Below are 24,494 nucleotides of genomic sequence, written 5' to 3' on the forward strand. Positions count from 1 at the left end.
AATAAATGGCAAAAGCAAAAAAGAAAGAAACCACAGCCCCAGATTTTTCAAAATACGTTCGTTGGTTTTGGATGTTGTTTTCTGCGGGCATTTTATCTGTAGTACTTATTTTTTTATTAGCCTCATGGGGTGTTTTTGGTGATATGCCAGACCACACCGTATTAGAAAACCCAAGAACAAATTTAGCTACAGAAATTATTTCTTCTGATGGGGAAACCCTTGGGAAGTTCTATTTTAATGACAACAGAACTCCTGTTAGTTATGATGATTTACCTAAACATTTAGTAGATGCTTTAATAGCTACTGAAGACGCACGTTTCCATAGCCATTCAGGTATAGATGCCAGAGGAACACTTCGTGCTGTTGTAAAAATGGGTCAAGGCGGAGGTGCTAGTACCATTTCACAACAATTGGCAAAACAATTATTTCATGGCGAAGGATCTAAAAATACAGTTGGAAGAATTCTTCAAAAGGTAAAAGAATGGATTATTGCTACCAGATTAGAGAAACAGTACACCAAAGAAGAAATTATAGCACAGTATTTTAATATTTACGATTTTGGTAATAATGCCGATGGTATCCGTAGTGCAGCACGTATTTATTTTGGTAAAGAGCCTAAAGAATTATCTGTAAAAGAGTCGGCTATGTTGGTAGGAATGTTTAAAAACTCATCACTCTACAATCCAAGACCTCATAGAAATCCAGTAGGTGTTAAAAATAGGCGCAATGTAGTGTTGGCACAAATGTATAAGTATGATTATATCACAGAAGAAGTTAAAGATTCGCTTCAAAAAACACCATTAGATTTAAATTATACACCAGAGTCTCACCGTGAAGGATTAGCCACGTATTTTAGAGGGTATTTAGATGGGTTTATGAAAGATTGGATTAAAAAAAATCCGAAACCAGACGGTTCAAAATGGAATTTATATAACGATGGATTAAAAATTTATACTACCATAGATTCTCGTATGCAAAAATATGCCGAAGATGCTGTACAACAACATATGCCAAGGCTACAAGCAGAATTTTTTCATCAAAATACACCAAAGCGAAATCCAACAGCACCGTTTTTAGATTTAACACATGGAGCCATAGACACTTTAATGCGTCGTTCTATGAAGCAATCAGAACGATGGAGGCATATGAAATACGATTTAAAAAAATCTGATAAAGAAATAGAAGCCTCTTTTCATAAACCAACCAAAATGACGGTTTTTGAATGGAAAGAAGGTAGAGCTAGCGAAGTAGATACGGTTATGAAACCGTGGGACTCTATGCGCTATTACAAATCTTTTTTACGTACAGGTATGATGTCTATGGATCCACATACAGGTCATGTTAAAGCTTGGGTTGGTGGTATGAATTACAGGCATTTTCAGTATGATATGGTTATGCAAGGAAAACGTCAAATAGGCTCTACCTTTAAGCCCTTTGTATATGCCACAGCTATAGATCAATTACATTATTCGCCGTGTCAAGAATTTCCAGACACGCCATTTTGCATTGAAGCAAACAAGTACGGAAACCCAGAAGAATGGTGTCCAAGAAACTCTGGTGGAGAAAATGATTACGGAGGAACAAGAACCTTAAAAAATGCATTAGCAAATTCTGTAAATACTATTACAGCTAGGTTAATTGATAAGGTTGGCCCGCAACCAGTAGTAGATTTGGTAAAAAAACTAGGTGTAGAGTCTGAAATTCTTCCTGTACCATCAATTGCTTTAGGAACACCAGATTTAAGTGTTTATGAAATGGTTGGGGCTTATTCGGCCTTTGCAAATAAAGGAGTGTATACCAAACCTGTTATGGTAACCAGAATTGAAGACAAAAATGGTACGGTATTATACCAATTTAAACCAGAAACACGCGATGTTTTGAGTGAAGAAACGGCTTATGTAGCTGTTAAGTTAATGGAAGGTGTTACAGAACATGGTTCTGGTGCTAGATTAAGAACTAAGGGAGCAGATTCTTATAGAGCAGATTATAGAGAAGTGGTTACTGGATATCCCTATGAATTTACCAACCCAATAGCAGGTAAAACTGGAACTACTCAAAATCAAAGTGATGGCTGGTTTATGGGTATGGTGCCTAATTTAGTTACTGGAGTTTGGGTTGGTGCAGAAGATAGGGCTGCTCATTTTGCAAGTATAACCTACGGGCAGGGAGCTGCTATGGCATTACCTATTTGGGCGCTATATATGAAAAGCTGTTACGCTGATGAATCTCTTAACATTTCAAAAGAAGATTTTGAAGAACCTAAAGATTTATCAATAGTGGTTGATTGTTCTAAAATGTCAAAAGATAATCCTATTGATGATAATTTAGATGATGATATACCAGAAGAATTAGAGTTTTAAGTTCTAAATAGTTTTAGCAAATTCAATAAAAAACTTTACTGATTCTGGATTGCGCATAGCATCTATATTAATAGATTTTTCTATGGGCATTTTTAGTAATATCTTTTTTATAGGTGCTTCCATTTTTTTCCCGCTAATGGTATAAGGAATGTCTTTTACTTCAATAATTTCATCGGGGACATGGCGTGGAGAATAATCACTTTTTAGTTGGCTATTAATGGCTTGTTTAATGTCGTCTGTTAAATCAATGCCTTCTTTAAGTTTAACAAATAGTGGCATGTAATGTTTACCGCCTTCTAATTCAAGATTAATTATTAAGGCGTCTTCAACAGCTTTTATTTTATTTACAGCTCTGTAAATTTCACTAGTGCCAATTCTTATACCGTGCCTGTTTAAAGTAGCATCAGAGCGTCCGTAAATAACAAGTCCGCCCGTTTTAGAGTTAATTTTAATAAAATCGCCATGGCGCCATTTGCCTGGGTAATCTTCAAAATAACTCGATTTATATCTGGCATTATCCTTATCGTTCCAAAAGTAAATAGGCATTGAGGGCATGGGTTTATCAATTACCATTTCGCCTAAATCATCTTCAATAGGGTTGCCTAAATCATCTAAAGCATATAAAGACACTCCTAAAGCACGACATTGAATTTCACCAGAGTAAACAGCATTTAATGGTGTACCCCCAACAAAAGCGGTACAAACGTCTGTTCCTCCAGCCATAGAGCATAACCAGACATCTTGTTTTATGTTTTTATATACATAATCAAAGGCTTCGGTAGGTAAAGGTGCTCCAGTAGAACTTATAGACCTTATAGATGATAGATTGTGTTTGTTTTTAATGTTAAGCTGTTTTTTCATATTAGCTACCAAATAAGGAGCGCTAGTACCAAAATAATTAATGTTTAAATCATCTGAAAAACTCCAAAGCGCATCAAATTTAGGATATGTTGGACTGCCATCATATAACACAATAGAAGCACCCATAAGTAGTGCCGATTGTAAAAAATTCCACATCATCCAGCCAGTGGTAGTAAACCAAAAGTAGCGTTCGCCTTCATGAACATCGTTATGAAATGCCATGTATTTATAGTGTTCTAATAAAATACCTCCGTGAGAGTGTACTATGGCTTTGGGTAAACCCGTAGTTCCAGATGAATATAACACCCAAATAGGATGATTAAAATCTACTGCTTCAAATTGTAATTTACCAGTGTATGTACTGAAAATGGTGTTTATGTTTACACAATCATCATCAAAACCATCAAGTGCATTGTTATTTAAATAAGGCAATATAATTACCTTTTTTAATGTTGGAAGCGAACTTATAATTTGTTTTACTGTACTGGTTTTATCATAAGGTTTGCCATTATAATTATAACCATCTACCGCAATTAAAACTTTGGGTTTAATTTGTGCAAACCGGTTTACAACACTTTCTGTACCAAAATCTGGAGACGTACTAGACCAAATAGCCCCTAATGCGTTTACGGCTAAAAATACTATGGTAGCTTCAGGTACATTAGGCAGATAAGCCACTACACAATCGCCTTTTTTAACACCTATAGATTTTAAGTAGGTTATCATAGCAGCTACTTTTTGTTCAAGTGCTTCCCATGAAATTTGAATGTGTTTTCCTGTTTCGTTACTAAAAAATATGGCGGTTTCTTTAGGTTTAGATTGTCTAAAAATATGTTCGGCATAGTTTAAGGTAGCACCTTCAAACCACTTGCAGTTGGGCATGTTGTATGATGATAATACCCTAGAATACTGACTATGAGATTTTATATTGAAGTATTTCCATATACTTTCCCAAAACATTTCGGTATTATCTGCAGACCATTTCCATAATTCTTGGTAGTCTATAAATTTTAAACCATAATGTTTTGCTAGCCAATTGCAATAGTTTTTTAAGTGGCTATTGTTTTTGAAATTATATGAAGCTTCCCAAAGTTTTTCCATTTAATAAAAAGTATGTTTCTATTCTCAAAGATAAATATTAAAACTTTTGATAAGATAGTTTTGAAGAGTAGATTTTTATAAGCATTAGATAATTTGTATTACAAATGTTAAAATAAAATGCATTTCAACGATTTAATTAGAGTTTAGTCGAATAAAATAAAAAATGTTACGATATTAGCTGTCCCCAAATAAACCAAATTTTTAATAGATTATTCCAAATCTACCATGAACTTAACCTACACAAATATGGAACCAAATCTACCTGAATTGCCTACAGTTGAAACTAGTGAAGAGGAACAAATACCTTTTAATGAAAGTAAATTAAAAGAAACCCTTCAAGAAAACATTAGGTTTTTTAAAAGTTTGCTGTATTTAACTAAGAAAATATTCATGCTATAACCCTTTGGGTATAGCATGAATTAATTTTTTAGTGTAGTCTTTTTTAGGGGTGTTGTAAATGGTATCGGCATCATCTAATTCTTCAATTTGTCCTTGATTCATAACCAATAATTGGTCGCTCATATATTTTACAACTGCTAGGTCGTGTGAAATAAATATATAAGTAAAACCAAAATCTTCTTTAAGCTCATTTAGCAGATTTAAAACTTGCGCTTGAACTGATATATCTAAAGCAGAAACAGATTCATCGCAAACAATTAGTTTAGGTTGCAGCGCAATAGTTCTAGCAATACCAATACGTTGGCGTTGACCACCCGAAAACTCATGCGCATAACGGTTAAAATAATCTTCAGATAAGCCCACTTTATTTAATATTTCAACAACTTTTTCTTTTCGTTCTTTATCAGAATTAAAAAGGTTATGAACCTGCATAGGCTCCATTATAGCTTCGCCAACAGGAATTCTTGGGTTTAATGAAGAATAGGGGTCTTGAAATATAATTTGAATGTCTTTTCTAAGCTTTTTTATCTCTGTTTTTGAAAGTTTTGTAATATCAACACCGTTATATAAAATTTGTCCAGCCGTTGCTTTATCTAATTGTAGAATGGCATTTCCTAAAGTAGATTTCCCGCAACCAGACTCACCAACCAATCCTAAAGTTTCACCCTCATAAAGTTTAAAACTTATATTATTTACAGCTTTAAAAGCTTTTGGTTTTGTAAACCAACCTGATTTTGAAAAATATGTTTTTTCAACATTTATAACCTCTAATAAAGGTGGCTTACTGTATATGTTTTTATGTTGAAGCTTTCGTTGTTCGTTACTTATTATTTCTGTTGAAATAGTATCGTTTAAATAGTCTTGAATTGTAGGGAGTACTTTTAATCTAACATCTAAAGAAGGACGGGAATTAATAAGTGCTTTTGTGTAATTGTGCTTAGGCGATTTAAAGATATTAGAAACCATACCTTGCTCTACAATATTACCTTTATACATTACTAAAACCCTATCTGCTATTTCTGAAATTAGTGCCAAATCGTGCGTTATAAAAATAACACTCATTTTAGTTTCTTCTTGAAGCGTTTTAAGCAGTTTTATAATGTCTTTTTGTACGGTAACATCTAAAGCTGTGGTAGGTTCGTCAGCAATTAAAATATCGGGTTTACAAGCAATGGCCATGGCTATCATAACACGTTGTTTTTGTCCGCCCGAAATTTCATGCGGATACGATTTAAACACGCGCTGAGGTTCTGGAAGTTTTACTTTTTCAAATAGTGAAATAACTTCTGCCTTAACTTCAGGTTTTGATAAGTTTGTATGCTGAAATAATATTTCTTCAACTTGTTTACCACAGGTCATAGACGGGTTTAAAGAGCTCATGGGCTCCTGGAAAATCATACTTATTTTATTGCCCCGAATGTTTTGATATTTTTTAGATGAAAGCGTTGTTAAATTTAAGTTGTTGTAAACAATACTTCCAGATGAAATTTTGGAAATATTTTTAGGAAGTAACCCAAGAATAGCTAAAGAAGATACAGATTTACCAGAACCAGATTCACCAACAATGCCAAGAATTTCGTTTTTATTTAAATGATACGAAATGTTGTGAATAACTTCATTATTACCAAATGAAATGGTTAAATCTTTAACTGTTAAAATAGGTTTTTTATGCATTAAATATGAATAATTTCATCGTCATTTAAAATGTCATCACCACGTAATCTTAAAAAAATTTGAGCAACTGCTATGGTGTCTTTTTCGCAATATTGAATGATTCTATCTATGTTGTTTTCTTCATAATAAACGTTATACACTTCACTACCATCAATATCATCTTTTGGTGAAGGTATGCCCAAAACATTGGTAAGTAATTTTAAAGAGGTGTAGTTTTTATAATCACCAAATTTCCATAACTCTAAAGTATCAAGGTGTGGTACTTCCCAAGGTTTTTTGCCAAAAAGGTTCAATTTATAAGGTAACTCAATATTATTGATAATCATACGTCGAGCAATATAAGGAAAGTCGAATTCTTTACCGTTATGGGCGCACAATAAATGTTTGGCCTGATTAAAGTGTGTGGTTAATAAATTTTTGAAATCGTTTAAAATGGTAATCTCATCGCCATAAAAAGAGGTAACTCTAAATTTTCTAAGCTCACCTTGAAAGTTAAAATAGCCTACAGAAATACAAACTATTTTTCCAAATTCTGCCCAAATTCCAGCTCGGTTGTAAAACTCTTCGGCAGTAAATTCATCTTTTCTTTGGTATTGAGATTTACTCTCCCAAAGCGCTTGTTTATCTTCATCTAAATCAGAAAAGTATTGTTGCTCTGGAACCGTTTCAATATCTAAAAACAATATGTTTTCTAAATTTAATTTAGAGATCATATTCTAACATTTTATAAGCTTCTTCAATATAAACAGTAATATCATTTGTAAATTTGCCAACACCTTCGTCGGGAGATTTTTTATGACCTAAACGAACAATAATAACATTATCGTTTGGTTCTACAATAACATATTGCCCTAGGTGACCACGCATCATAAAAAAGTGTTTTTTGCCAACATCTTTTAACCACCAGCCATAGCCGTATTCTGGACTTTCTTTAAAACGAGGCGTAATACTTTTTTTAACAAAAGCAGAGTCTAGAAGTTGTTTACCATTCCATTTTCCGTTGTCTTTGTATAGTTTACCAAAACGCGCAAAGTCTCTAGCATTACTTGAAATGCAGCAAAAAGCTTTTGCTAATCGGTTATTTTTATCGTCTAGTTGCCAAAACGCATCATTAGCAGCTCCCATAGGTTTCCAAAAGCTTTCAGATAAGTAATTAGATAAACTTTTACCTGTAGCCTTTTGTATAATCATACCCAATAATTGTGTGCTTCCGCTTAAATATTCAAAAGATTTTCCAGGTGTTTTTACTACTTTTTGGTTTAGTATGGTTTCGGCTAAATCGTCGTCATAATTAGCTCTTGCTGTTACCGAAAAAGGACTTGTGTAATGTTCTACCCAATCTAAACCAGATGCCATTGATGATAAATCGCCAACGGTGGTTTTAGCATAACTGTATTGTGGGTAAAAGTCGCTAATGGGTTGGTCTAGGCTTTTTATGTAACCATCCATAATGGCTTTTCCTAATAAAGCAGAGGTTATACTTTTAGCCATAGAAAACGAGTTGGTTTTAGAGGTGTTACTAAAGCCATCGTAATATTTCTCAAACCAAATACTATCGTTTTTTATAATAACATAAGCAATGGTGCCCCAATCTTGATTTACTTTGCTGAGTTTTTCTGTGGGTTCTTTGCTATTATAGTTTTTATGAATTGGCCATTCATCAACTTGCAATCCTTTTTTTATGGTATCGTTTTCAAAATAAGGATAGTCATCAATAAAAGCTGTTTTATGACCGGTGAAATACACAATTTTTGCACCTCTAATAATGTATCCGTAATCAAAAACGTAAAGTAAAATGATTAGAATAGCAATAATTGCGATAAGCCACTTAACAAGCTTTTTAAAAAAATTCATAGTATAATGTTTATTTGTAGAAACTAAATATAAGAAAATTCTATACTTTAAGAAACTCTAAAAGAGGGATTGCTGTTTGTATGGGCTTTCATGCTCTAGCAGCCATTTTTTACGGTGTAAGCCACCTGCGTATCCTGTTAAGCTTCCATTAGAACCAATAATACGGTGACAGGGGATGATAATCCAGATTGGATTTTTACCATTGGCATTAGCCACAGCTCTAATAGCTTTTATATCGCCTAATTGTTTTGAAAGTTCTAAATATGATAGTGTTTTTCCGTATGGAATTTGCTTTAGTTGTTCCCACACTTTCTTTTGAAAATTGGTTCCTTGCAAATTGAGTTTTAATTGGAATTGTTTTCTTGAACCTTCAAAATATTCTTGTAATTGAATAACACAATCTTCTAACTCAATAGGAATAATGTCTGTGATTTTTTCTTCGGAATTTAATACGGTTACAGATTGTATACCTTCATCATCACCAGTTATTTTGGTAAAACCTAATGGCGATTTAATGATGCAAGATTCCATTACTCTTCGGGGTTGTCTTCTTCTATAATGCCAAGTTTTTTGGCTCGGGCTTCCCAACTTTTTCTTGCAAGGAGTTGTAGATTAGAAACGTTATCGCTTTCGTCCATAATTTCTAAACCAAGTAGGGTTTCAATAACATCTTCCATAGTTACCAAACCACTAACAGAACCGTACTCATCTACCACTAAAGCCATATGATTTCTGCTTTCAACTAGTTTTTCAAAAAGGGTAGGAATAGCTAGACTTCTGTTTACAACTATAATGTTTCGCTTTATTTCTGATAACTTTTTACCGTTATTATCTAAAGCCATTTCTTTGAAGATTTCATCTTTTAAAACCAATCCTGTAATATTGTCTGAATCATTTGTATAAACAGGAATTCTGGAAAATCGAATGTTTAAATTTCTTTTAAAAAAATCTTCTATAGTAGTGTCTTCATCTTCAGTTTTCATAACCGTTCTAGGGGTCATGATATCTTTTGCTTTAACTTCTTTAAAAGTTAATAGGTTTTTAATGACCTTGCTTTCAGATTCCTGAAATACACCTTCTTCATGGGCAATTTCGGTCATAGCCATAAAACCTTCTCTACTTAATACACTGCCATGACCTTTACCACCAATAAGTTTTGTGGTAAGCTGTAAAAACCATAAAATACCTGTCCATTTTAAAGGGAAAATCATAATGGTTAATGCTTTTGAAGCAAAATTAGACAGCCCTTTCCAGTAAGTTGCACCTATAGTTTTTGGTATGATTTCAGACGCTACTAGAATTAAAAATGTCATTATTGCAGATACAATACCAACGGTATTAATACCCCAAATTTCAATTTTATAAGGCAGTTTTTCGGCTTCAATACCAACCATCATAGCGCCTAAAGTATGTGCAATAGTATTAAGCGTAAGAATTGCAATTAGAGGTTTGTCTACGTCTTTTTTTAATTCTTCTAAGGTTACTGCATAGTCTTTTCCTTCTTGTTTTTTTACATTAATAAAGGTTGGAGTAACGCTTAGTAACACAGCTTCTAGAATGGAACATAAAAACGAAAAGAAAATGGAGATGGTTGCCCAAAAAAATAGTGCGCTCATTAAATAGGTTTTTGTTAAATGCTAATTTACGAAATCAATTTTACAACATATTTAGTAACCCTTCAACTTTGCTTAGGGAGACAATGAAAATTTGAATTATTGAATTAACTTAACTACATCTTTTGCAAAATAGGAGGTTATAATATCTGCTCCAGCACGTTTAAAAGCCATAGTAGTTTCCATTATAACTTGGTCATGGTTTAACCAACCTTTTTCGGCCGCAGCTTTAATCATGGCATATTCACCAGAGACTTGGTATACTGCAACAGGAACATTCACTTCATTTTTAATTTCTCTTAAAATATCTAAATAAGAAAGCCCTGGTTTTACCATAACAATATCTGCGCCTTCTTCTATATCAATTAAAGTTTCACGAACAGCTTCTAATCTGTTACCAAAATCCATTTGGTAGGTTTTTTTGTCTTTAGGAACATTTACTAAATCAACAGGAGCAGAATCGAGTGCATCACGAAAAGGACCATAAAACGACGAGGCATATTTGGCGGTATATGCCATAATACCTGTATTTTTAAAACCTTCTTGTTCTAGTAATTGACGAATTTGAAGTGTTCTTCCATCATTCATATCACTTGGTGCAACAAAATCAGCTCCAGCTTGAGCATGTGTTAACGCCATTTTTGCTAGAACTTCAGCAGATTCATCGTTGATAATCATACCGTTTTGTACAATACCGTCATGACCAACAGATGAATAGGGGTCTAGCGCCACATCAGTCATAACCAACATGTCGGGGCAGGCATTTTTTACGGTTTTTATGGCGCGTTGCATGAGTCCGTTTGGGTTTATAGCTTCGGTACCTTTATTGTCTTTTAAATTATCGGGTACTTTTACAAAAAGAAGTACGGCTTTTAAACCTAAACGCCATAATTCTTTTACTTCGTTTTCTAGTAAATCTAAACTATAACGAAAGTAGTTGGGCATTGATGGAATTTCATCTTTTACACCTTTACCTTCTACCACAAAAAGTGGTACTAAAAAATCGTTTGGTGTTATTGCTGTTTCACGAACTAAACTACGAATAGCCTCGTTGGTTCTTAATCTTCTATTTCTTTTTAAAGGATACATGTAATTGTGTTTTTTTAAGGGTTTAGCTTAAATGATTTATTTTGCAAAACCTAGGTAATACCAACGATTATTTTCTTTTACAAATTTAGAATTTTCGTGGATAACATCAGGTTTTCCGTTTTCAAAAAAGTAGGCATTAAATTTTACTGTATCTGCAGTAGTTTCTAAGACTTCTAATTTTAACCATTGAACAGATTTTGCCCATTTTTCGATATTTTTCTTGTCTTTTATAGGTCGTGTACTTTTATGATGTGTTTGCATTAGATAATTACCATTTGCTAATACAAAAGCAGAATATCTTGATCGCATTAGTTGTTCTGCAGTTTCTGTTTTACCTCCATTTTTATGAAAGATTTCGCAGCACTCTTTATACAATTTTTGTGATCCGCAATAGCAATTCATAAATTATACCCAGTTTTTAGGATTTTTTAAAACGTCTAATAATTTAGCTTCGTCACTTCCAGCTTTAGGGTGATGATCATACACCCACTGTACATGCGGAGGTAAACTCATTAAAATACTTTCAATGCGTCCGTTTGTTTTTAGTCCAAAAAGCGTCCCTTTATCATGTACTAAATTAAACTCTACATACCGCCCTCTACGAATTTCTTGCCAATTACGGTGGTCTTGCGTATAGGGTAAATCTTTGCGTTTTTCAACAATAGGAACATAAGCATTAAGGAAGCTATCACCAACTTCGGTTACAAAATTGTACCAGTTTTCCATGGTCATATTGTTGGTGGCTTTGCAATAATCGAAAAACAAGCCACCAATACCTCTGGCTTCATTACGGTGAGTATTATAAAAATATTCATCGCAACGTGCTTTGTATTTAGGGTAAAATTCTGCATTGTGCTTATCGCAAGCTGTTTTACACGTTTGGTGAAAGTGTTTAGCGTCTTCTTCAAATAAATAATACGGTGTTAAGTCTTGTCCGCCCCCAAACCATTGATCAACAATATTACCGTCTTTATCATACATTTCAAAATAACGCCAGTTAGCGTGTACAGTTGGCACCATAGGATTTTTAGGGTGAAGCACTAAGCTTAAACCACAGGCAAAAAAATCGGCATCTTCTACACCAAAATATTTTTGCATAGAATCTGGAAGTTTACCGTGAACCCCAGAAATGTTAACGCCGCCTTTTTCAAACACATTGCCGTTTTGGATAACACGTGTGCGTCCGCCGCCACCTTCGGGTCGTTTCCAAAGATCTTCTTGAAATTTGGCTTTACCGTCTATGGCTTCTAATTTAGAAGTAATGGTATCTTGTAAATCTTGTATATATTTATAGAATTTGTTTTTCATTATCTAAAACGTTCTTTGTTTTTAAAAGCTTTATAAGTGTTTAAACTTTTTATTGTTTTTAATTTTTTAACGGTTTGTTGTGGCGGTTTTTTATTTAAAAAATAGGCTTCAACTAAAGAAAGACCAATGTAATATAAAAAACCAAAGCACATGGTAACATGTGGCTTTTCTATAAACTCTCCGCTGGCATCTATGTTTTCAAAAAAGTTGGTATTGTTTAAGAATTCGGTTGTTAAACCTAGTTTAGGTATAAGTGATTGAAAAATTAAAACAACAAAAATTAAAACAAAATAAACCATCATTGATAGAATGGCATTAAATAGAATTCTTCCTTTTACATGTGATGATACATCGGAAAAGGCAAATCGCATACGATTAAAAACAACAATACAATAGAGTATTAAAATAGAATTATCGTTGGTAAAACTATTAAAAACTAAAGCAAAAAGACCATAAAAGGGCACAAATACAAAAAGTGAGATTTTTTTAGGCATTGCAGCCATAAAAATACCAGAGTGTACCATAATAAACTCAAAAATCATGAGCCCTATAAATGATGTAATTTTTTCTACATCAAAAGGAGTGGGTTGGTACCAAAGCGTAAGAAATTGATATGCCATTAACAGGTTTAATGCTAAAGCACCAAATTGAAAAGGTTTGTCGTATTTTTCAATAATATTCATTTTGTAGGTTAGGGCTTATATAATTCGTAAAGTTCCATATTTAAAGGCGCTTCATTTGGTGGCGTATATTCTTTTTCTAAAGTTTTTATACAAGTAAAATTACAATTTTCAGCAACTTTAATACTGCCTAAATTGGTATTATGAACTATAATTTGAAGTGTTTTGAGTTTTAGGTTTTGAAAAGCAAATTGTGATAAATAATTTACCGCTTTTGTGATGATGCCTTTACCTTCAAAATCATAATCTATGGCATAAGCTAATTCGCCTTGTTTTGAATGCCAATCAATTTCTTTTAAATAGATGAGGCCAATTATTTTGTTAGAATCTTTTGGTTTTATGGTAAATAAAAATTCTTCTTTGTTTTCAAACTCCTTAACTTTTTTATCAACAAATAGTTTAGACAGCTCTGGATTTAAATTTTGTGCTAAAGTTTTTGGAAAATAACGTTTTAAGCGGTCTTCGTTTGCTACTACGAAATTGCAAATGCCCCAAGAGTCTTTAGTTTGAATGGGTTCTATTTTAAATCTATTAGAATTAAACAACATGCTGAGGTTTGTTTTCTGCGTTTAAAGTTTCTACCGTTTTTACAGAAGCAGCAGTAACAGATAGAGGTAATACCAAAATAACACCAACTACGGGGATTAATAAAAGCAACAGAAAAACAACACCATTACCAATAGCAAGTCCACGACGCTGCCTAACAAATTGCAGGCTTTTTTTATACTGAAAATGGCGCTCTAAAGTATAATCCATATTACCAAAACCAGCGTAATAGGCTTGCACCATAAACAATAAAATGGTAGAAAATATATTTACTACAGGAATAAACTTTAGTAGTAAAATAGGAATGGTTAAAAGCAGCTCCATAAATAAATTTCTAACATTTATTTTAATACCGCGCCAAAGTTGTTGAATAAATGATGTATTTCTATGCGAGTGTGGTTTGGTGCTGGTTAAATGCGCTTCAATTTTTTCTGAAACGGGACTCATAAATGGCGCCGAAAGTGCCATAATGATGTGTTTAAACAGAATAAGTCCAATGACTACTACAATTAAACCGCCAATAACATTACTAATAGCGGCAAAGGTTTCATGGCCCCAATCCCAAATCCAGATTTTAGAAATGAAGGCACCAATATTGTCTGATAAGCCATAGGCAGTACCAAAAATGGCTATGGCAGTTACAAGACTGATAAGCATGGGTACTGCAAAAAACTTCCAAAGTTTTAGTTTTGAAATTAAGCTAAAAGCCCCGAAGTAAGCTTTAATTGCTGAAATGATGTTTTTAATCATGACGTTATTATTGCGTTAGGGATTGAGGCATTTGTTGAAGCTCCCTGACGAAGGAAGGAGCGACTGCCGAAAGCCCGACCTACTTTTTATTGCAATAAGTAGATTTTTAAAACCTAATGTTACACTAAAAAGTAGGTAACGCCCAAAATATTTTAATTTCCGTATTCTTTTACAGCATCTATAAAGGCTTTGGCATGATCTACAGGAATGTTTGGTAGAATGCCATGACCTAGATTTACAATGTATTTGTCTTTACCAAAGGCATCAATCATTTGGTGTACCATACGTTTAATATCGGTTGGAGGCGATAGTAGGCGTGAAGGATCGAAATTACCTTGTAAAGTTATGTTTCCGCCAGTTAAATATCTGGCGTTTTGTGGTGAACAGGTCCAATCTACACCAAGTGCTGCAGCGTTACTTTTTGCCATATCGTTAAGCGCAAACCAGCATCCTTTACCAAAGGCAATTACGGGAGCATCATCTTTTAAAGCTTCAATAATTTGATTGATGTATTGCCATGAGAATTCTTGATAATCGGTAGGAGATAACATGCCTCCCCAAGAATCGAAAACCTGTACGGCATTTACGCCTGCTTTTACTTTTTCTTTTAGGTAGGCAATGGTGGTATCGGTAATTTTTTGAAGCATTTGGTGTGCCGCAATGGGATTTGTAAAGCAAAATTCTTTAGCCTTATCAAAGGTTTTACTGCCTTGGCCTTGTACGCAATAACACAAGATAGTCCACGGAGAACCTGCAAAACCAATTAGCGGAATGTCATTGTTTAGTAATTCTTTAGTGGCTTTTATGGCTTGATAAACGTAATCTAATTCTACAGTAACGTCTGGTACAATTACGTTATCAACATCTTTTTGAGTGCGCACCGGATTGGGTAAATAGGGGCCAAAATTGGGTTTCATTTGCACTTCAATGTTCATGGCTTGTGGAATTACCAAAATATCACTGAATAAAATAGCGGCATCCATACCAAATCTACGAATGGGTTGTACGGTAATTTCACTTGCCAATTCAGGTGTACGGCAACGTGTAAAGAAATCGTATTTCTCTCGAATGGCCATGAATTCTGGTAAATAGCGTCCTGCTTGACGCATCATCCACACGGGCGGACGGTTTACGGTTTCACCTTTTAATGCTTTTAAAAATAAATCGTTTTTTATCATGTTAGCTTTTGGCTTTTGGCTCTTAGCAGTTAGCTAAAAAGTATTACTGTTTTTAATTTTTCTTCAGAAGGAAGTTTATCAGATAACTGATAGACCTGCTTTACAAGTTCTATTCCATTTTTCCAAATATCTAATTTTTTAAAATCTCTCATATAGTTATTATAATAGCCTTTAACTATAGGATGTATGGAGCTAAAAGCTAAAGGCGAATGGCAAATGGCTATAACACGTAGTGTTGATTTACCAACTCAATTACACTTTCTACCGTTGGCACTTTAGCAATTTTTACTTCTTTAAAATGTTTTTTGGCTTCTTTTGCAGTGGTTTCTCCAATACAAAAGGCAATGACATCTTTATCGTTTTTTTGTTTGTAACTTTTTACGGTTGAAGGGCTGAAAAACATCACACTTTCAACAGATTCATCAAGCTTTACAGCATCAAATTTGGTTTGATATGCTTCAACTAGGTTTACTTTAATATTATTGGTTTCCAGTATGCTTGGTAAATCATCAAGTCTTAAATTACTACAAAGGTATGTAACTTCGGTACCTTCCATGTATTCTACTAAATAGTTTGCTAAGGCTTTAGCATTTTTTTCAGAATGGGTTACTTTACCAATTTTGTTTTCAATAAGACGTTTGGTACGCCGCCCCACACAATAAATATTTTTAAACTTTAATTCTTCGTGCGAAAAATTTATCAATAAAGCATCAACCGCATTTTTGCTGGTAATAATTACGTTTTGTATTTCTTCTTTTATAAGCTGTTTATGAATTCTGTTAGGTTTTGTTTTTATAAAATCTGAACTTTTTACCGATACTTTTTCATTAAACAGTAAGCGTTGGTTTTCAGTTAAAGATTTAGTTGAATAGACGTTTGCTTGTTTGCCTTCATTTTTAAAATCGTCCATTAAACGCTTTCCTCCACGTTCAATAATATAATTAGAAGCATAGGTAGCAATATCATTGTGTTTTCCAAGAGGTTCAACTCTGGTAACTTCTATTTTTTTAGAACCATCTTTACTTAACAATACGCCTTTAAAATGTACCTCTTCGTTTTTTATGTAGGCTAGGGCTCCAATAGGAGCGCTACAACCGCCTTCTAATTTATTTAGAAAATCGCGCTCAATGGTGGTGCAAATTTCGGTTTCTTCGTGGTTAAGAATAGCGCAAGCTTCTTTTATAAAATTGTCTTCCTCTAAGGCAGTAACCATAATGGCACCTTGTGCAGGTGCGGGAACCATCCAATCTAAATTGATGGCTTCATCGGGTCTAACACCTATACGCCCAATGCCTGCGGCAGCAAAAATAGCACCGTTCCAATTATTGTCTTTTAATTTTTGAAGTCTTGAATTTACATTACCTCTTAAATCTACAACAGTATGTGTTGGGTAGCGGTTAAGCCATTGCGCTTTACGGCGTAAACTTCCGGTGGCAATAACAGCATCTTTAGCGCCTAAAAATTCTTCGTTATCTTTAAAAACAAGTGTGTCGTTAACATTACCTCTTTTTAAAACAGCTGCTTGTATAATGCCTTTTGGTAGTATGGTAGGAACATCTTTTAGCGAATGCACCGCAATATCAATGTCATGGTTTAACATGGCAATATCTAAGGTTCTGGTAAAAATGCCGGTAATTCCTAACTCGTAAAGGGGTTTGTTTAGAACTAAATCGCCTGTAGATTTTACAGGTACCAATTCGGTTTTATGCCCTTCTTTTTCTAGTAAACTTTGTACAATTTTGGCTTGCCATAGTGCTAATTCACTATCGCGCGTTCCAATTCTTATGATTTTAGACATTTGTTTTGTGAGGTTCTTCTAACTGAAATACTTTTTTTATCAGTTCTAAACTATCATCTGTAGATATGCCATCATCTTTTAAATGATGCGCAAAATGATTGGTTATTTTTTGAATGATTTTATTGCTAATTAACTCTGCTTGCTCTTCGTTAAAGTTTGATATTTTTTTACGTTGTGTATCTAATTCTGCCGAAGCAAAATCTGTAAGCTTGTGTTTTAAAGCCTTTATGGTAGGTGCAAATTTTCTAGTTTCTAACCAACTGTTAAATTCTGCTTTTACCTCTTCTATAATGGCTTCGGCCTCAGGAATGTATGTTTTTCTTTTTTCTAAAGTTTCATCTGTTATTTGCGATAAATAATCTAAATGAACTAAAGTAACATTGTTTAATTCCTGTACATTTTCATCTACATTTTTAGGTATTGATAAATCTAGAATTAAAAGCGGTTTTTCAGATTGAATAATGTGTTTGTCAATTGTTGGTCTATGCGCACCTGTGGCAACAATTAAGATATCAGAATTGCTAATTTCTTCCTGTAAATTGGCGTAATCTTTAACTACTAAATTGAACTTACCAGCAATTTTTTCGGCTTTATCTTTAGTTCTGTTAATTAAAGTAATGTGTTCGTTTTTGGTGTGTTTTACCAGGTTTTCACAAGTGTTTCTTCCTATTTTACCCGTACCAAAAAGTAAAATGTTTTTGTTTGAAACATTTTCAATACTCTTTAATATATATTGAACCGATGCAAAAGATACAGAGGTAGCACCAGATGATAACTCGGTTTCGGTTTTAATGCGTTTACTAGCCTGAATAACAGCATTAACCAAACGTTCTATAAAAGGATTTAGTAAATTGTTTTTCTTTGAAAGTATAGCGCTTGATTTAAGTTGACTTATAATTTCAAAATCACCAAGAATTTGGCTATCTAAACCAGAACCTACTTTAAACATGTGGCTAATAGCTTCTTTGTTTTTGTAAACGTAAGCCACTTTTTGAAATTCATCAACAGTGCCTTTGGTATTATCGCAAAGTAGTTTTATAAGTTGAAATGGGTGTTCTGCAAACCCATAAATTTCTGTTCTGTTGCAGGTGGAAGTTACTAACAAGCTTTCTATTTCATTTGTTTTAGCTTGTTGTAATAATGTAAGTCTTGCGTCATCACTTAAACTAAAATGACCACGTATTACGGCATCGGCTTTTTTATAACTCAAACCAATGGCGTAAAAATTTTTACTTCTTGAAATGTTATATCTGTGCATCTAGTACCTAACTACAAGTAGCAAAAATAGAATCCTCAACTTGAAAAAAATAACGCTAAAAGAACTTTTAGTGTCGTTACGAGTTTTTTAATAGAATTTCACTTATAAAAAGTTTAAATGTTATACTTTTACAGTAAAATAGGCTGTTTTGGGGGTTGTAATATAGAATGAATCTAAATAAGACTAAAGAATGAACAAAGAAATTGATGCAAAAAGTATCGCTGAAAGTACTTTTCAAGAAACAAATGTTGATGAAGGTTTTCTAGTTTTAACTTTTAAAAACGAAAAAAGTGTCGCTCAAAGTGTTGCTAAAGAGATTGATAGTGATTATATACAATTTCATTTTTGTGTAAAAGGAGCTGCTAAGTTTATGTTTAACCAAGGGCGATATGCTTTAGATATTCAAGAAGAAAGTTCTTTACTGCTCTATAATCCGCAAAGAGATCTTCCTATTAATCTATACGTAGAACCAAAATCTTGGGTTGTTTCTATTTTAATTTCTATTAAAAAATTTCACGGATTATTTTCATCAGAAGCCGATCATATCTCATTTTTAAATGATGATAACAAGGATAAAAAATATTATAAAGATGGTGTAATAACGCCATCAATGGCAATTGTATTAAACCAGCTTATCAATTACAGTTTAAACAGTTCTATTAAGCATATTTATTTTAAAGGAAAAGCTTATGAATTATTGAGTTTATACTTTAACAGAAGTGAAGATGCCGATATAGAACAATGTCCTTTTTTAGTAGATGAAGCTAACGTTATTAAAATAAGGCAAGCAAAAGATATTATTGTATCTAGAATGGCAGAACCTCCTAGTTTACAAGAATTAGCTGATGAAATAGGGCTTAGTTTAAAAAAGCTAAAAGAAGGCTTTAAACAAATTTATGGCGATTCTGTTTTTAGTTTTTTATTTGATTATAAAATGGAAGTAGCCCGTAAACTATTAGAAGCTGGAAATGATAACGTAAATGAAGTAGGCCTTAAAGTAGGCTACAGTACTGCCAGTCATTTTATTGCAGCCTTTAAGAAAAAGTATGGCACTACACCAAAAAAATATATAATGTCTTTAAGTTAACCCTTTTTGCAACATGTAAGTTTTTTATTATTCTGCTTTTTTTTATATTTTTGAGTGTAAGTCTTGTTAACTTAAAACCCCAAAGTCATGAAATTTTTAACACCAGAAATTGAAGCGTTGTACAAGCTTCATAATGGTTTTACTAATAAAAAATCTTTAGTAAGACAAAGCGCTTCATGTGGAATTTTCCAAGAGTGTGATTACTCTGAAAAAAAACCACCTACTTTCTATAAGAAAGAACAAGACTAGTTATAATTTAAATTTATAGTTGTAGCTTTTTGTTAAGAATTTGTGTTGTATTTTTACAGCATGAAAAAAGGCGTTTTACTTGTAAATTTAGGGTCTCCAGATAGTCCAGAACCTAAAGATGTAAAAAAATATTTAGGCGAGTTTTTAATGGATGAACGGGTTATAGATATTCCCTATGCAGCAAGGGCATTATTAGTTAGAGGTATTATTTTAAAAACCCGCCCCAAAGCATCGGCAGCAGCCTATAAAAAAATATGGTGGGAGGAAGGTTCTCCACTTATTGTAATATCAGAACAACTTCAAAATAAAATTCAAAAGCAAGTTGATGTTCCTGTAGCTTTAGCTATGCGTTATGGTAGCATGACCATATTAAAAGGTTTGCAAGAGCTAGTTGATAAAGGTGTTGATGAGGTTTTACTATTCCCTTTGTATCCGCAATTTGCTATGGCAACCACCGAAACTATTTTAGTAAAGGCAGAACAACTTAAAGAAATGCATTTTCCTAATCTAAAAATAGAATCGGTTCCAGCATTTTATAATAAACCAGATTATATTGAAGTACTTTCAAATTCAATAAAAAACCATTTAGAAGGTAAAAAATACGAACATTTGCTGTTTTCATATCATGGTGTACCAGAACGCCATATTAGAAAAAGCGATGTAACAAAATCACATTGTAAAATAGATGGTAGCTGTTGTAAAACGCCCAGTAAAGCGCATGAGTTTTGTTATCGCCACCAGTGTTTAGAAGTTACCAGATTGGTGGCAGAAAAATTGCAGTTAAAAGCAGGCACATATTCAACATCCTTTCAATCACGTTTAGGGTTTGACCCATGGTTGCAACCATATACAGATAGAACCATAGAACGTTTAGGCAAACAAGGTCTAAAAAATATGGCTATTGTAACCCCAGCTTTTGTGAGTGATTGTCTTGAAACTTTAGAAGAAATTGCCATGGAAGGCAAAGAAATTTTTCATGAAATGGGCGGTAATGAGTTTACAACCATTCCTTGTTTAAATGACGATGCTGCTTTTGTAAATTTACTTTCAAAATGGATTAATAATTGGGTAACAGCCTAAATGTAATTATTGTAAATGGCAAAAATACAATCTGAAGATTTAGGAGTATTACCAATAAACAAACTGCTTGTAAGGCAAGCATTACCCGCATCAATAGGCATTTTAGTAATGTCTCTTAATATTCTTGTTGATACAATTTTTGTAGGACATTGGATAGGGTCAACAGCCATTGCTGCTATAAATGTGGTACTTCCTGTAACATTTTTTATTGCGGCATTAGGTATGAGTATTGGTATTGGTGGTTCTTCAATAATATCAAGAGCTATGGGGGCTCATGATAAAGATAAAGCTTTTTTAACCTTTGGAAATCAAATTACGTTAACCCTACTTTTAACCATAACCTTAGTAATTTTAGGTTTGTGGTTTATAGACGATATAGTTCCTGCATTTGGTGGCAAGGGAATTATTTTTGAACCTGCCAAAATATACTACCGTATTGTACTTTACGGAACGCCTATACTTGCAATGAGTATGGTTGGTAATAATGTAGCCCGTGCCGAAGGGAAACCTAAATTCTCTATGTATGCCATGATGATGCCTTCTGTAGGTAATTTAGTTTTAGACTATCTTTTTATAAATTTATTCGATTGGGGTATGCAAGGAGCTGCTTGGGCAACAACAATTTCTTATGGCTTTTCATTTCTTTACCTTTTATGGTTTTTCCTTTCAAAAAACTCAGAATTAAAAATAAATGTATCGCATTTTGGTTTAAATCTAAATCTTGTAAAAGAAATAGCATCACTTGGTTTTGTAACGCTTTCAAGACAAGCCGTAGTAAGCATAACGTATTTGCTCATGAATAATATTTTATTCAATTTAGGAGGCGCCACATCGGTTACAGCTTATGCCATTGTTGGCCGTATGCTAATGTTTGCTATGTTTCCTGTTTTAGGTGTTACACAAGGATTTTTACCAATAGCAGGATTTAATTACGGTGCCGGAAATTACACTAGGGTTAGAATAAGTATAAATGCAGCTATAAAGTATGCTTCTATTTTGGCAACCATTGTGTTTTTGTTTTTAATGATATTCCCTACATTAATTACAAAACTATTTACAACAGATGCAGAAGTAATAAGTCAAACACCAAGTGCAATGCGTTGGGTGTTTGCTGCAACACCAATCATTGCCATTCAGCTAATAGGAGCAGCCTACTTTCAGGCCATAGGTAAAGCAAAATCGGCTCTTTTATTAACATTAACTAGACAAGGGTTTTTCTTTATTCCATTAATTTTTCTTCTACCAAATTTTTATGGCGAGTTTGGGGTTTGGGTATCATTTCCTATAGCCGATGTACTTTCTACCATAGTTACAGCATATTTTTTAAATAAAGAAATTAGAAAAACCTTATATTAAGAACATAATAATCATGGAATATTACAACTACATAAAATCATTTCATCTCATATTTGTAATTACCTGGTTTGCAGGTTTATTCTATATTCCCAGGCTTTTTGTATATCAAATAGAAGCCTTTCATAAACCCTCACCAGAAAAAGAAATTTTGGGCAAACAACTAAAACTAATGGCAAAACGTTTGTGGTATATTATTACATGGCCCTCTGCCATTTTGTGTACAATTTTTGCCATTTGGTTGCTTATAATTAACCCCTATTGGTTGCAGCAGCCCTGGATGCATGTAAAACTAGCTTTTGTTGTTTTACTATTTATTTATCACCTAATAACACATAAATACTACAAACAATTACAAAACGATGTTGTAAAAAAAACATCTAGTTACATGCGTATCTGGAATGAGGGCGCCACCTTTATCCTGTTTGCCGTTATCTTTTTAGTTATTTTAAAAAGCAGTATAAATTGGATTTGGGGTATTGTAGGCATGCTAGTTTTAGGGGTGCTAATTATGCTTGGGTTTAAAATTTATAAACGCATTAGAGAAAAAAATCCAGAAGCTTAAAATTATTAGGGTGTTACCCTGTCGGGTCGGGCTTTCGTAAGTCGCTCTTTTCAAGGAGCTCCAACAATTACTCAATCCCTAACACAAAAAACGCAAAAACAGACATGTGTTTTTTAAATCAGTCTTAGCTCTTTGGTTCGATTATTGCTATATTTAATGCATTAAAATTGCAAATGAAATTAAAAAAGTTCTCTTTACGTACCCGTATCTTTTTGGCAATGATAATGTTGGTGTTAATGGCTTCTATACTTATTTCGGCAGTAGCTATATACCAATATAAAGAACAGAGTGAAGATTATCATACAGCACGTTTAATACGTAAAGAACAAAATATTAAAGCCCATATAAAGCGGTTTTTAAATGGCAGATATAATACCTGGGAAGTAAAAACCGAAAATCTCCCCTTAATTTTTAAAGATGAAATATTTAACATTGCCAACATTCATAAACTACAAATTAATTTATACGATTTAGAAGGCAATTTGCTAATATCATCAAAAGCAGGTTTACAAAATAATATAGCGGCCCAATGTTTAAATGCAGAAATACTAAATTCAATATATAACACCATTCAGCTTAATAATCTTTCTAATAATGCAGAACATAGGTTTGTAGATAAACATAAAGAAAACGGAGAAACATTTCAATCATCTTATTCGTTTATAACAGATAATAAATCTAAAGCCATAGCCATTATTAATCTGCCTTATTTAGAGAAAGATGATTTTCTTACCAATGAACTTCAAGAGTTTTTAAAGCGTATTGCTTTTGCATTCATGTTAGTATTGTTAATGGCTATTGCTATTGCTTTCTGGTTATCAAAATTTATCACCAAATCATTACAAACTATTAGCGATAAAATTATTTCTACAAGACTAGAAAAACGCAATAAAAAAATTGAAATAGATGACACTAGCGAAGAAATATCAATTCTTGTAAATGCCTATAACAGCATGATAGATGAGCTAGAAGATAGTGCCGTACAATTAGCAAGAAGTGAGCGCGAACAAGCCTGGAGAGAAATGGCTAAACAAGTGGCGCACGAAATTAAAAACCCACTAACACCCATGCGGTTAACAGTGCAAAATTTTCAAAGAAAGTTTGACCCTAATGATGAAAACATCCATTCTAAGCTAAATGAATACAGCAAAACACTCATACAGCAAATAGATACTATGAGTTCTATTGCATCGGCATTTTCAAACTTTGCTAAAATGCCAGCACAACAAAGAGAAACCCTTAATGTGGTTAAAATTGTTAAACTAGCCTTAGATATTTTTAATGAAGATTACATAGTATTTACATCAGATTATGATGAAATTATAGCTAAATTTGACCGCACACAATTAATAAGAGTGGTTACCAACTTGGTAAAAAACAGTATTCAGGCAATGCCAGAAAATCAAACCCCAACCATAGCAATTCATGTAACCACTAAAAGTGATAACGTAGTACTTACCATTGCAGACAATGGTTCTGGAGTTTCAGAAGAAAATAAAGAAAAAGTTTTTGAGCCTAAATTTACTACCAAAACAAGTGGTATGGGGCTTGGTTTAGCTATGGTAAAAAATATTGTAGAAACGTACAAAGGCTCTATAACTTTTGAATCTGTAAAAAATAAAGGCACAACTTTTAAAGTTGTATTTCCAAAAGAATAACTAATTACAGCTGTCACTAAAAACCTAAGTGAA

At 33.3% G+C, this 24,494-nt stretch carries 23 protein-coding genes; 8 read left to right on the plus strand and 15 right to left on the minus strand.

Annotated elements, in window-relative coordinates; all coding sequences use genetic code 11:
- Positions 1-5 precede the first annotated feature (5 nt).
- The gene (locus BWZ22_RS07310; protein ID WP_076699004.1) at positions 6-2,360 is read left to right on the plus strand and encodes a penicillin-binding protein 1A; all 2,355 of its coding nucleotides are present in this window, start codon (positions 6-8) and stop codon (positions 2,358-2,360) included.
- Between the two features lie 3 nt (positions 2,361-2,363).
- On the opposite strand, the gene BWZ22_RS07315 is transcribed toward BWZ22_RS07310, so the two are convergent.
- Complete coding sequence (locus BWZ22_RS07315) at positions 2,364-4,322, minus strand: acetoacetate--CoA ligase (protein ID WP_076699006.1); 1,959 nt, start codon at positions 4,320-4,322, stop codon at positions 2,364-2,366.
- 246 nt (positions 4,323-4,568) lie between these two features.
- On the opposite strand from BWZ22_RS07315, the gene BWZ22_RS16615 reads away from it, so the two are divergent.
- Entirely contained in the window at positions 4,569-4,721 is a 153-nt protein-coding gene (locus BWZ22_RS16615; protein WP_157607934.1) for a hypothetical protein, read from the plus strand.
- Here the strand turns inward: BWZ22_RS16615 and BWZ22_RS07320 are convergent.
- From BWZ22_RS07320 to hemA, 14 genes are all read right to left on the minus strand, one after another.
- Positions 4,716-6,395 carry an ABC transporter ATP-binding protein gene (locus BWZ22_RS07320; RefSeq protein ID WP_076699007.1) on the minus strand — a complete coding sequence of 560 codons (1,680 nt, stop codon included), beginning with the start codon at positions 6,393-6,395 and terminating at the stop codon, positions 4,716-4,718. The genes BWZ22_RS16615 and BWZ22_RS07320 overlap by 6 nt on opposite strands.
- Positions 6,395-7,108 (minus strand): 3'-5' exonuclease, encoded by a 714-nt coding sequence (locus BWZ22_RS07325; RefSeq protein WP_076699009.1) that lies wholly within the window; start codon positions 7,106-7,108, stop codon positions 6,395-6,397. Before BWZ22_RS07325 ends, BWZ22_RS07320 begins: the two co-directional genes overlap by 1 nt.
- On the minus strand, positions 7,098-8,249 hold the full coding sequence (locus BWZ22_RS07330) for a serine hydrolase (RefSeq protein WP_076699010.1): 1,152 nt from the start codon (positions 8,247-8,249) through the stop codon (positions 7,098-7,100). The genes BWZ22_RS07325 and BWZ22_RS07330 overlap by 11 nt, the downstream gene beginning before the upstream one ends.
- Before the next feature lie 57 nt (positions 8,250-8,306).
- On the minus strand, positions 8,307-8,780 hold the full coding sequence (locus BWZ22_RS07335) for a methylated-DNA--[protein]-cysteine S-methyltransferase (protein WP_076699012.1): 474 nt from the start codon (positions 8,778-8,780) through the stop codon (positions 8,307-8,309).
- Entirely contained in the window at positions 8,780-9,865 is a 1,086-nt protein-coding gene (locus tag BWZ22_RS07340) for a CNNM domain-containing protein (protein WP_076699013.1), read from the minus strand. The genes BWZ22_RS07335 and BWZ22_RS07340 overlap by 1 nt, the downstream gene beginning before the upstream one ends.
- Before the next feature lie 96 nt (positions 9,866-9,961).
- A complete protein-coding gene (gene hemB, locus BWZ22_RS07345; protein ID WP_076699015.1) occupies positions 9,962-10,951 on the minus strand; it encodes a porphobilinogen synthase in 990 nt (329 codons plus the stop codon).
- 36 nt (positions 10,952-10,987) lie between these two features.
- Positions 10,988-11,353 (minus strand): YchJ family protein, encoded by a 366-nt coding sequence (locus tag BWZ22_RS07350; protein ID WP_076699016.1) that lies wholly within the window; start codon positions 11,351-11,353, stop codon positions 10,988-10,990.
- Positions 11,354-11,356: 3 nt separating this feature from the next.
- Positions 11,357-12,259 carry an oxygen-dependent coproporphyrinogen oxidase gene (gene hemF, locus BWZ22_RS07355; protein ID WP_076699018.1) on the minus strand — a complete coding sequence of 301 codons (903 nt, stop codon included), beginning with the start codon at positions 12,257-12,259 and terminating at the stop codon, positions 11,357-11,359.
- On the minus strand, positions 12,259-12,942 hold the full coding sequence (locus BWZ22_RS07360; protein WP_076699019.1) for a hypothetical protein: 684 nt from the start codon (positions 12,940-12,942) through the stop codon (positions 12,259-12,261). Before BWZ22_RS07360 ends, hemF begins: the two co-directional genes overlap by 1 nt.
- 8 nt (positions 12,943-12,950) lie before the next feature.
- Complete coding sequence (locus BWZ22_RS07365; RefSeq protein ID WP_076699021.1) at positions 12,951-13,487, minus strand: GNAT family N-acetyltransferase; 537 nt, start codon at positions 13,485-13,487, stop codon at positions 12,951-12,953.
- Complete coding sequence (locus BWZ22_RS07370) at positions 13,477-14,235, minus strand: EI24 domain-containing protein (protein WP_076699022.1); 759 nt, start codon at positions 14,233-14,235, stop codon at positions 13,477-13,479. Before BWZ22_RS07370 ends, BWZ22_RS07365 begins: the two co-directional genes overlap by 11 nt.
- A 152-nt stretch (positions 14,236-14,387) precedes the next feature.
- A complete protein-coding gene (hemE, locus tag BWZ22_RS07375) occupies positions 14,388-15,413 on the minus strand; it encodes a uroporphyrinogen decarboxylase (protein ID WP_076699024.1) in 1,026 nt (341 codons plus the stop codon).
- A gap of 220 nt (positions 15,414-15,633) precedes the next feature.
- Entirely contained in the window at positions 15,634-17,211 is a 1,578-nt protein-coding gene (hemC, locus tag BWZ22_RS07385) for a hydroxymethylbilane synthase (RefSeq protein WP_076699025.1), read from the minus strand.
- Positions 17,204-18,469 (minus strand): glutamyl-tRNA reductase, encoded by a 1,266-nt coding sequence (gene hemA / locus BWZ22_RS07390; protein WP_076699027.1) that lies wholly within the window; start codon positions 18,467-18,469, stop codon positions 17,204-17,206. Before hemA ends, hemC begins: the two co-directional genes overlap by 8 nt.
- Positions 18,470-18,659: 190 nt before the next feature.
- Here hemA and BWZ22_RS07395 point away from each other — a divergent pair, with 190 nt between their 5' ends.
- The 6 genes from BWZ22_RS07395 (at position 18,660) to BWZ22_RS07415 (ending at position 24,461) form a co-directional block, all read left to right on the plus strand.
- Positions 18,660-19,556 carry an AraC family transcriptional regulator gene (locus BWZ22_RS07395; protein WP_076699028.1) on the plus strand — a complete coding sequence of 299 codons (897 nt, stop codon included), beginning with the start codon at positions 18,660-18,662 and terminating at the stop codon, positions 19,554-19,556.
- A gap of 87 nt (positions 19,557-19,643) precedes the next feature.
- Positions 19,644-19,805, plus strand: a complete 162-nt coding sequence (locus BWZ22_RS16750) for a hypothetical protein (RefSeq protein WP_198027662.1) — start codon at positions 19,644-19,646, stop codon at positions 19,803-19,805.
- A 60-nt stretch (positions 19,806-19,865) separates the two neighbouring features.
- Positions 19,866-20,885, plus strand: coding sequence for a ferrochelatase (gene hemH, locus BWZ22_RS07400; protein ID WP_076699030.1), 1,020 nt, complete (start codon positions 19,866-19,868; stop codon positions 20,883-20,885).
- A gap of 15 nt (positions 20,886-20,900) precedes the next feature.
- The gene (locus tag BWZ22_RS07405) at positions 20,901-22,241 is read left to right on the plus strand and encodes an MATE family efflux transporter (protein WP_076699031.1); all 1,341 of its coding nucleotides are present in this window, start codon (positions 20,901-20,903) and stop codon (positions 22,239-22,241) included.
- A 13-nt stretch (positions 22,242-22,254) separates the two neighbouring features.
- Positions 22,255-22,803 (plus strand): CopD family protein, encoded by a 549-nt coding sequence (locus BWZ22_RS07410; RefSeq protein ID WP_076699033.1) that lies wholly within the window; start codon positions 22,255-22,257, stop codon positions 22,801-22,803.
- Positions 22,804-22,976: 173 nt separating this feature from the next.
- Entirely contained in the window at positions 22,977-24,461 is a 1,485-nt protein-coding gene (locus BWZ22_RS07415) for an ATP-binding protein (protein ID WP_076699034.1), read from the plus strand.
- Positions 24,462-24,494 lie beyond the last annotated feature (33 nt).

The organism is Seonamhaeicola sp. S2-3, from assembly GCF_001971785.1.
Taxonomy (GTDB): domain Bacteria; phylum Bacteroidota; class Bacteroidia; order Flavobacteriales; family Flavobacteriaceae; genus Seonamhaeicola.

What these genes read in the sequence shown, in the direction of transcription:
- BWZ22_RS07370 (WP_076699022.1), bottom strand. Translation starts at nt 14,235, where the DNA reads ATGATTAAAAACATCATTTCAGCAATTAAAGCTTACTTCGGGGCTTTT.
- BWZ22_RS07340 (WP_076699013.1), bottom strand. Translation starts at nt 9,865, where the DNA reads ATGAGCGCACTATTTTTTTGGGCAACCATCTCCATTTTCTTTTCGTTT.
- BWZ22_RS07365 (WP_076699021.1), bottom strand. Translation starts at nt 13,487, where the DNA reads ATGTTGTTTAATTCTAATAGATTTAAAATAGAACCCATTCAAACTAAA.
- BWZ22_RS07325 (WP_076699009.1), bottom strand. Translation starts at nt 7,108, where the DNA reads ATGATCTCTAAATTAAATTTAGAAAACATATTGTTTTTAGATATTGAA.
- hemC (WP_076699025.1), bottom strand. Translation starts at nt 17,211, where the DNA reads ATGTCTAAAATCATAAGAATTGGAACGCGCGATAGTGAATTAGCACTA.
- BWZ22_RS07360 (WP_076699019.1), bottom strand. Translation starts at nt 12,942, where the DNA reads ATGAATATTATTGAAAAATACGACAAACCTTTTCAATTTGGTGCTTTA.
- hemA (WP_076699027.1), bottom strand. Translation starts at nt 18,469, where the DNA reads ATGCACAGATATAACATTTCAAGAAGTAAAAATTTTTACGCCATTGGT.
- BWZ22_RS07410 (WP_076699033.1), top strand. Translation starts at nt 22,255, where the DNA reads ATGGAATATTACAACTACATAAAATCATTTCATCTCATATTTGTAATT.
- hemH (WP_076699030.1), top strand. Translation starts at nt 19,866, where the DNA reads ATGAAAAAAGGCGTTTTACTTGTAAATTTAGGGTCTCCAGATAGTCCA.
- hemB (WP_076699015.1), bottom strand. Translation starts at nt 10,951, where the DNA reads ATGTATCCTTTAAAAAGAAATAGAAGATTAAGAACCAACGAGGCTATT.
- hemE (WP_076699024.1), bottom strand. Translation starts at nt 15,413, where the DNA reads ATGATAAAAAACGATTTATTTTTAAAAGCATTAAAAGGTGAAACCGTA.
- BWZ22_RS16750 (WP_198027662.1), top strand. Translation starts at nt 19,644, where the DNA reads ATGAAATTTTTAACACCAGAAATTGAAGCGTTGTACAAGCTTCATAAT.
- BWZ22_RS07405 (WP_076699031.1), top strand. Translation starts at nt 20,901, where the DNA reads ATGGCAAAAATACAATCTGAAGATTTAGGAGTATTACCAATAAACAAA.
- BWZ22_RS07330 (WP_076699010.1), bottom strand. Translation starts at nt 8,249, where the DNA reads ATGAATTTTTTTAAAAAGCTTGTTAAGTGGCTTATCGCAATTATTGCT.
- BWZ22_RS07310 (WP_076699004.1), top strand. Translation starts at nt 6, where the DNA reads ATGGCAAAAGCAAAAAAGAAAGAAACCACAGCCCCAGATTTTTCAAAA.
- BWZ22_RS07320 (WP_076699007.1), bottom strand. Translation starts at nt 6,395, where the DNA reads ATGCATAAAAAACCTATTTTAACAGTTAAAGATTTAACCATTTCATTT.
- BWZ22_RS16615 (WP_157607934.1), top strand. Translation starts at nt 4,569, where the DNA reads ATGGAACCAAATCTACCTGAATTGCCTACAGTTGAAACTAGTGAAGAG.
- BWZ22_RS07395 (WP_076699028.1), top strand. Translation starts at nt 18,660, where the DNA reads ATGAACAAAGAAATTGATGCAAAAAGTATCGCTGAAAGTACTTTTCAA.
- BWZ22_RS07350 (WP_076699016.1), bottom strand. Translation starts at nt 11,353, where the DNA reads ATGAATTGCTATTGCGGATCACAAAAATTGTATAAAGAGTGCTGCGAA.
- BWZ22_RS07415 (WP_076699034.1), top strand. Translation starts at nt 22,977, where the DNA reads ATGAAATTAAAAAAGTTCTCTTTACGTACCCGTATCTTTTTGGCAATG.
- hemF (WP_076699018.1), bottom strand. Translation starts at nt 12,259, where the DNA reads ATGAAAAACAAATTCTATAAATATATACAAGATTTACAAGATACCATT.
- BWZ22_RS07315 (WP_076699006.1), bottom strand. Translation starts at nt 4,322, where the DNA reads ATGGAAAAACTTTGGGAAGCTTCATATAATTTCAAAAACAATAGCCAC.
- BWZ22_RS07335 (WP_076699012.1), bottom strand. Translation starts at nt 8,780, where the DNA reads ATGGAATCTTGCATCATTAAATCGCCATTAGGTTTTACCAAAATAACT.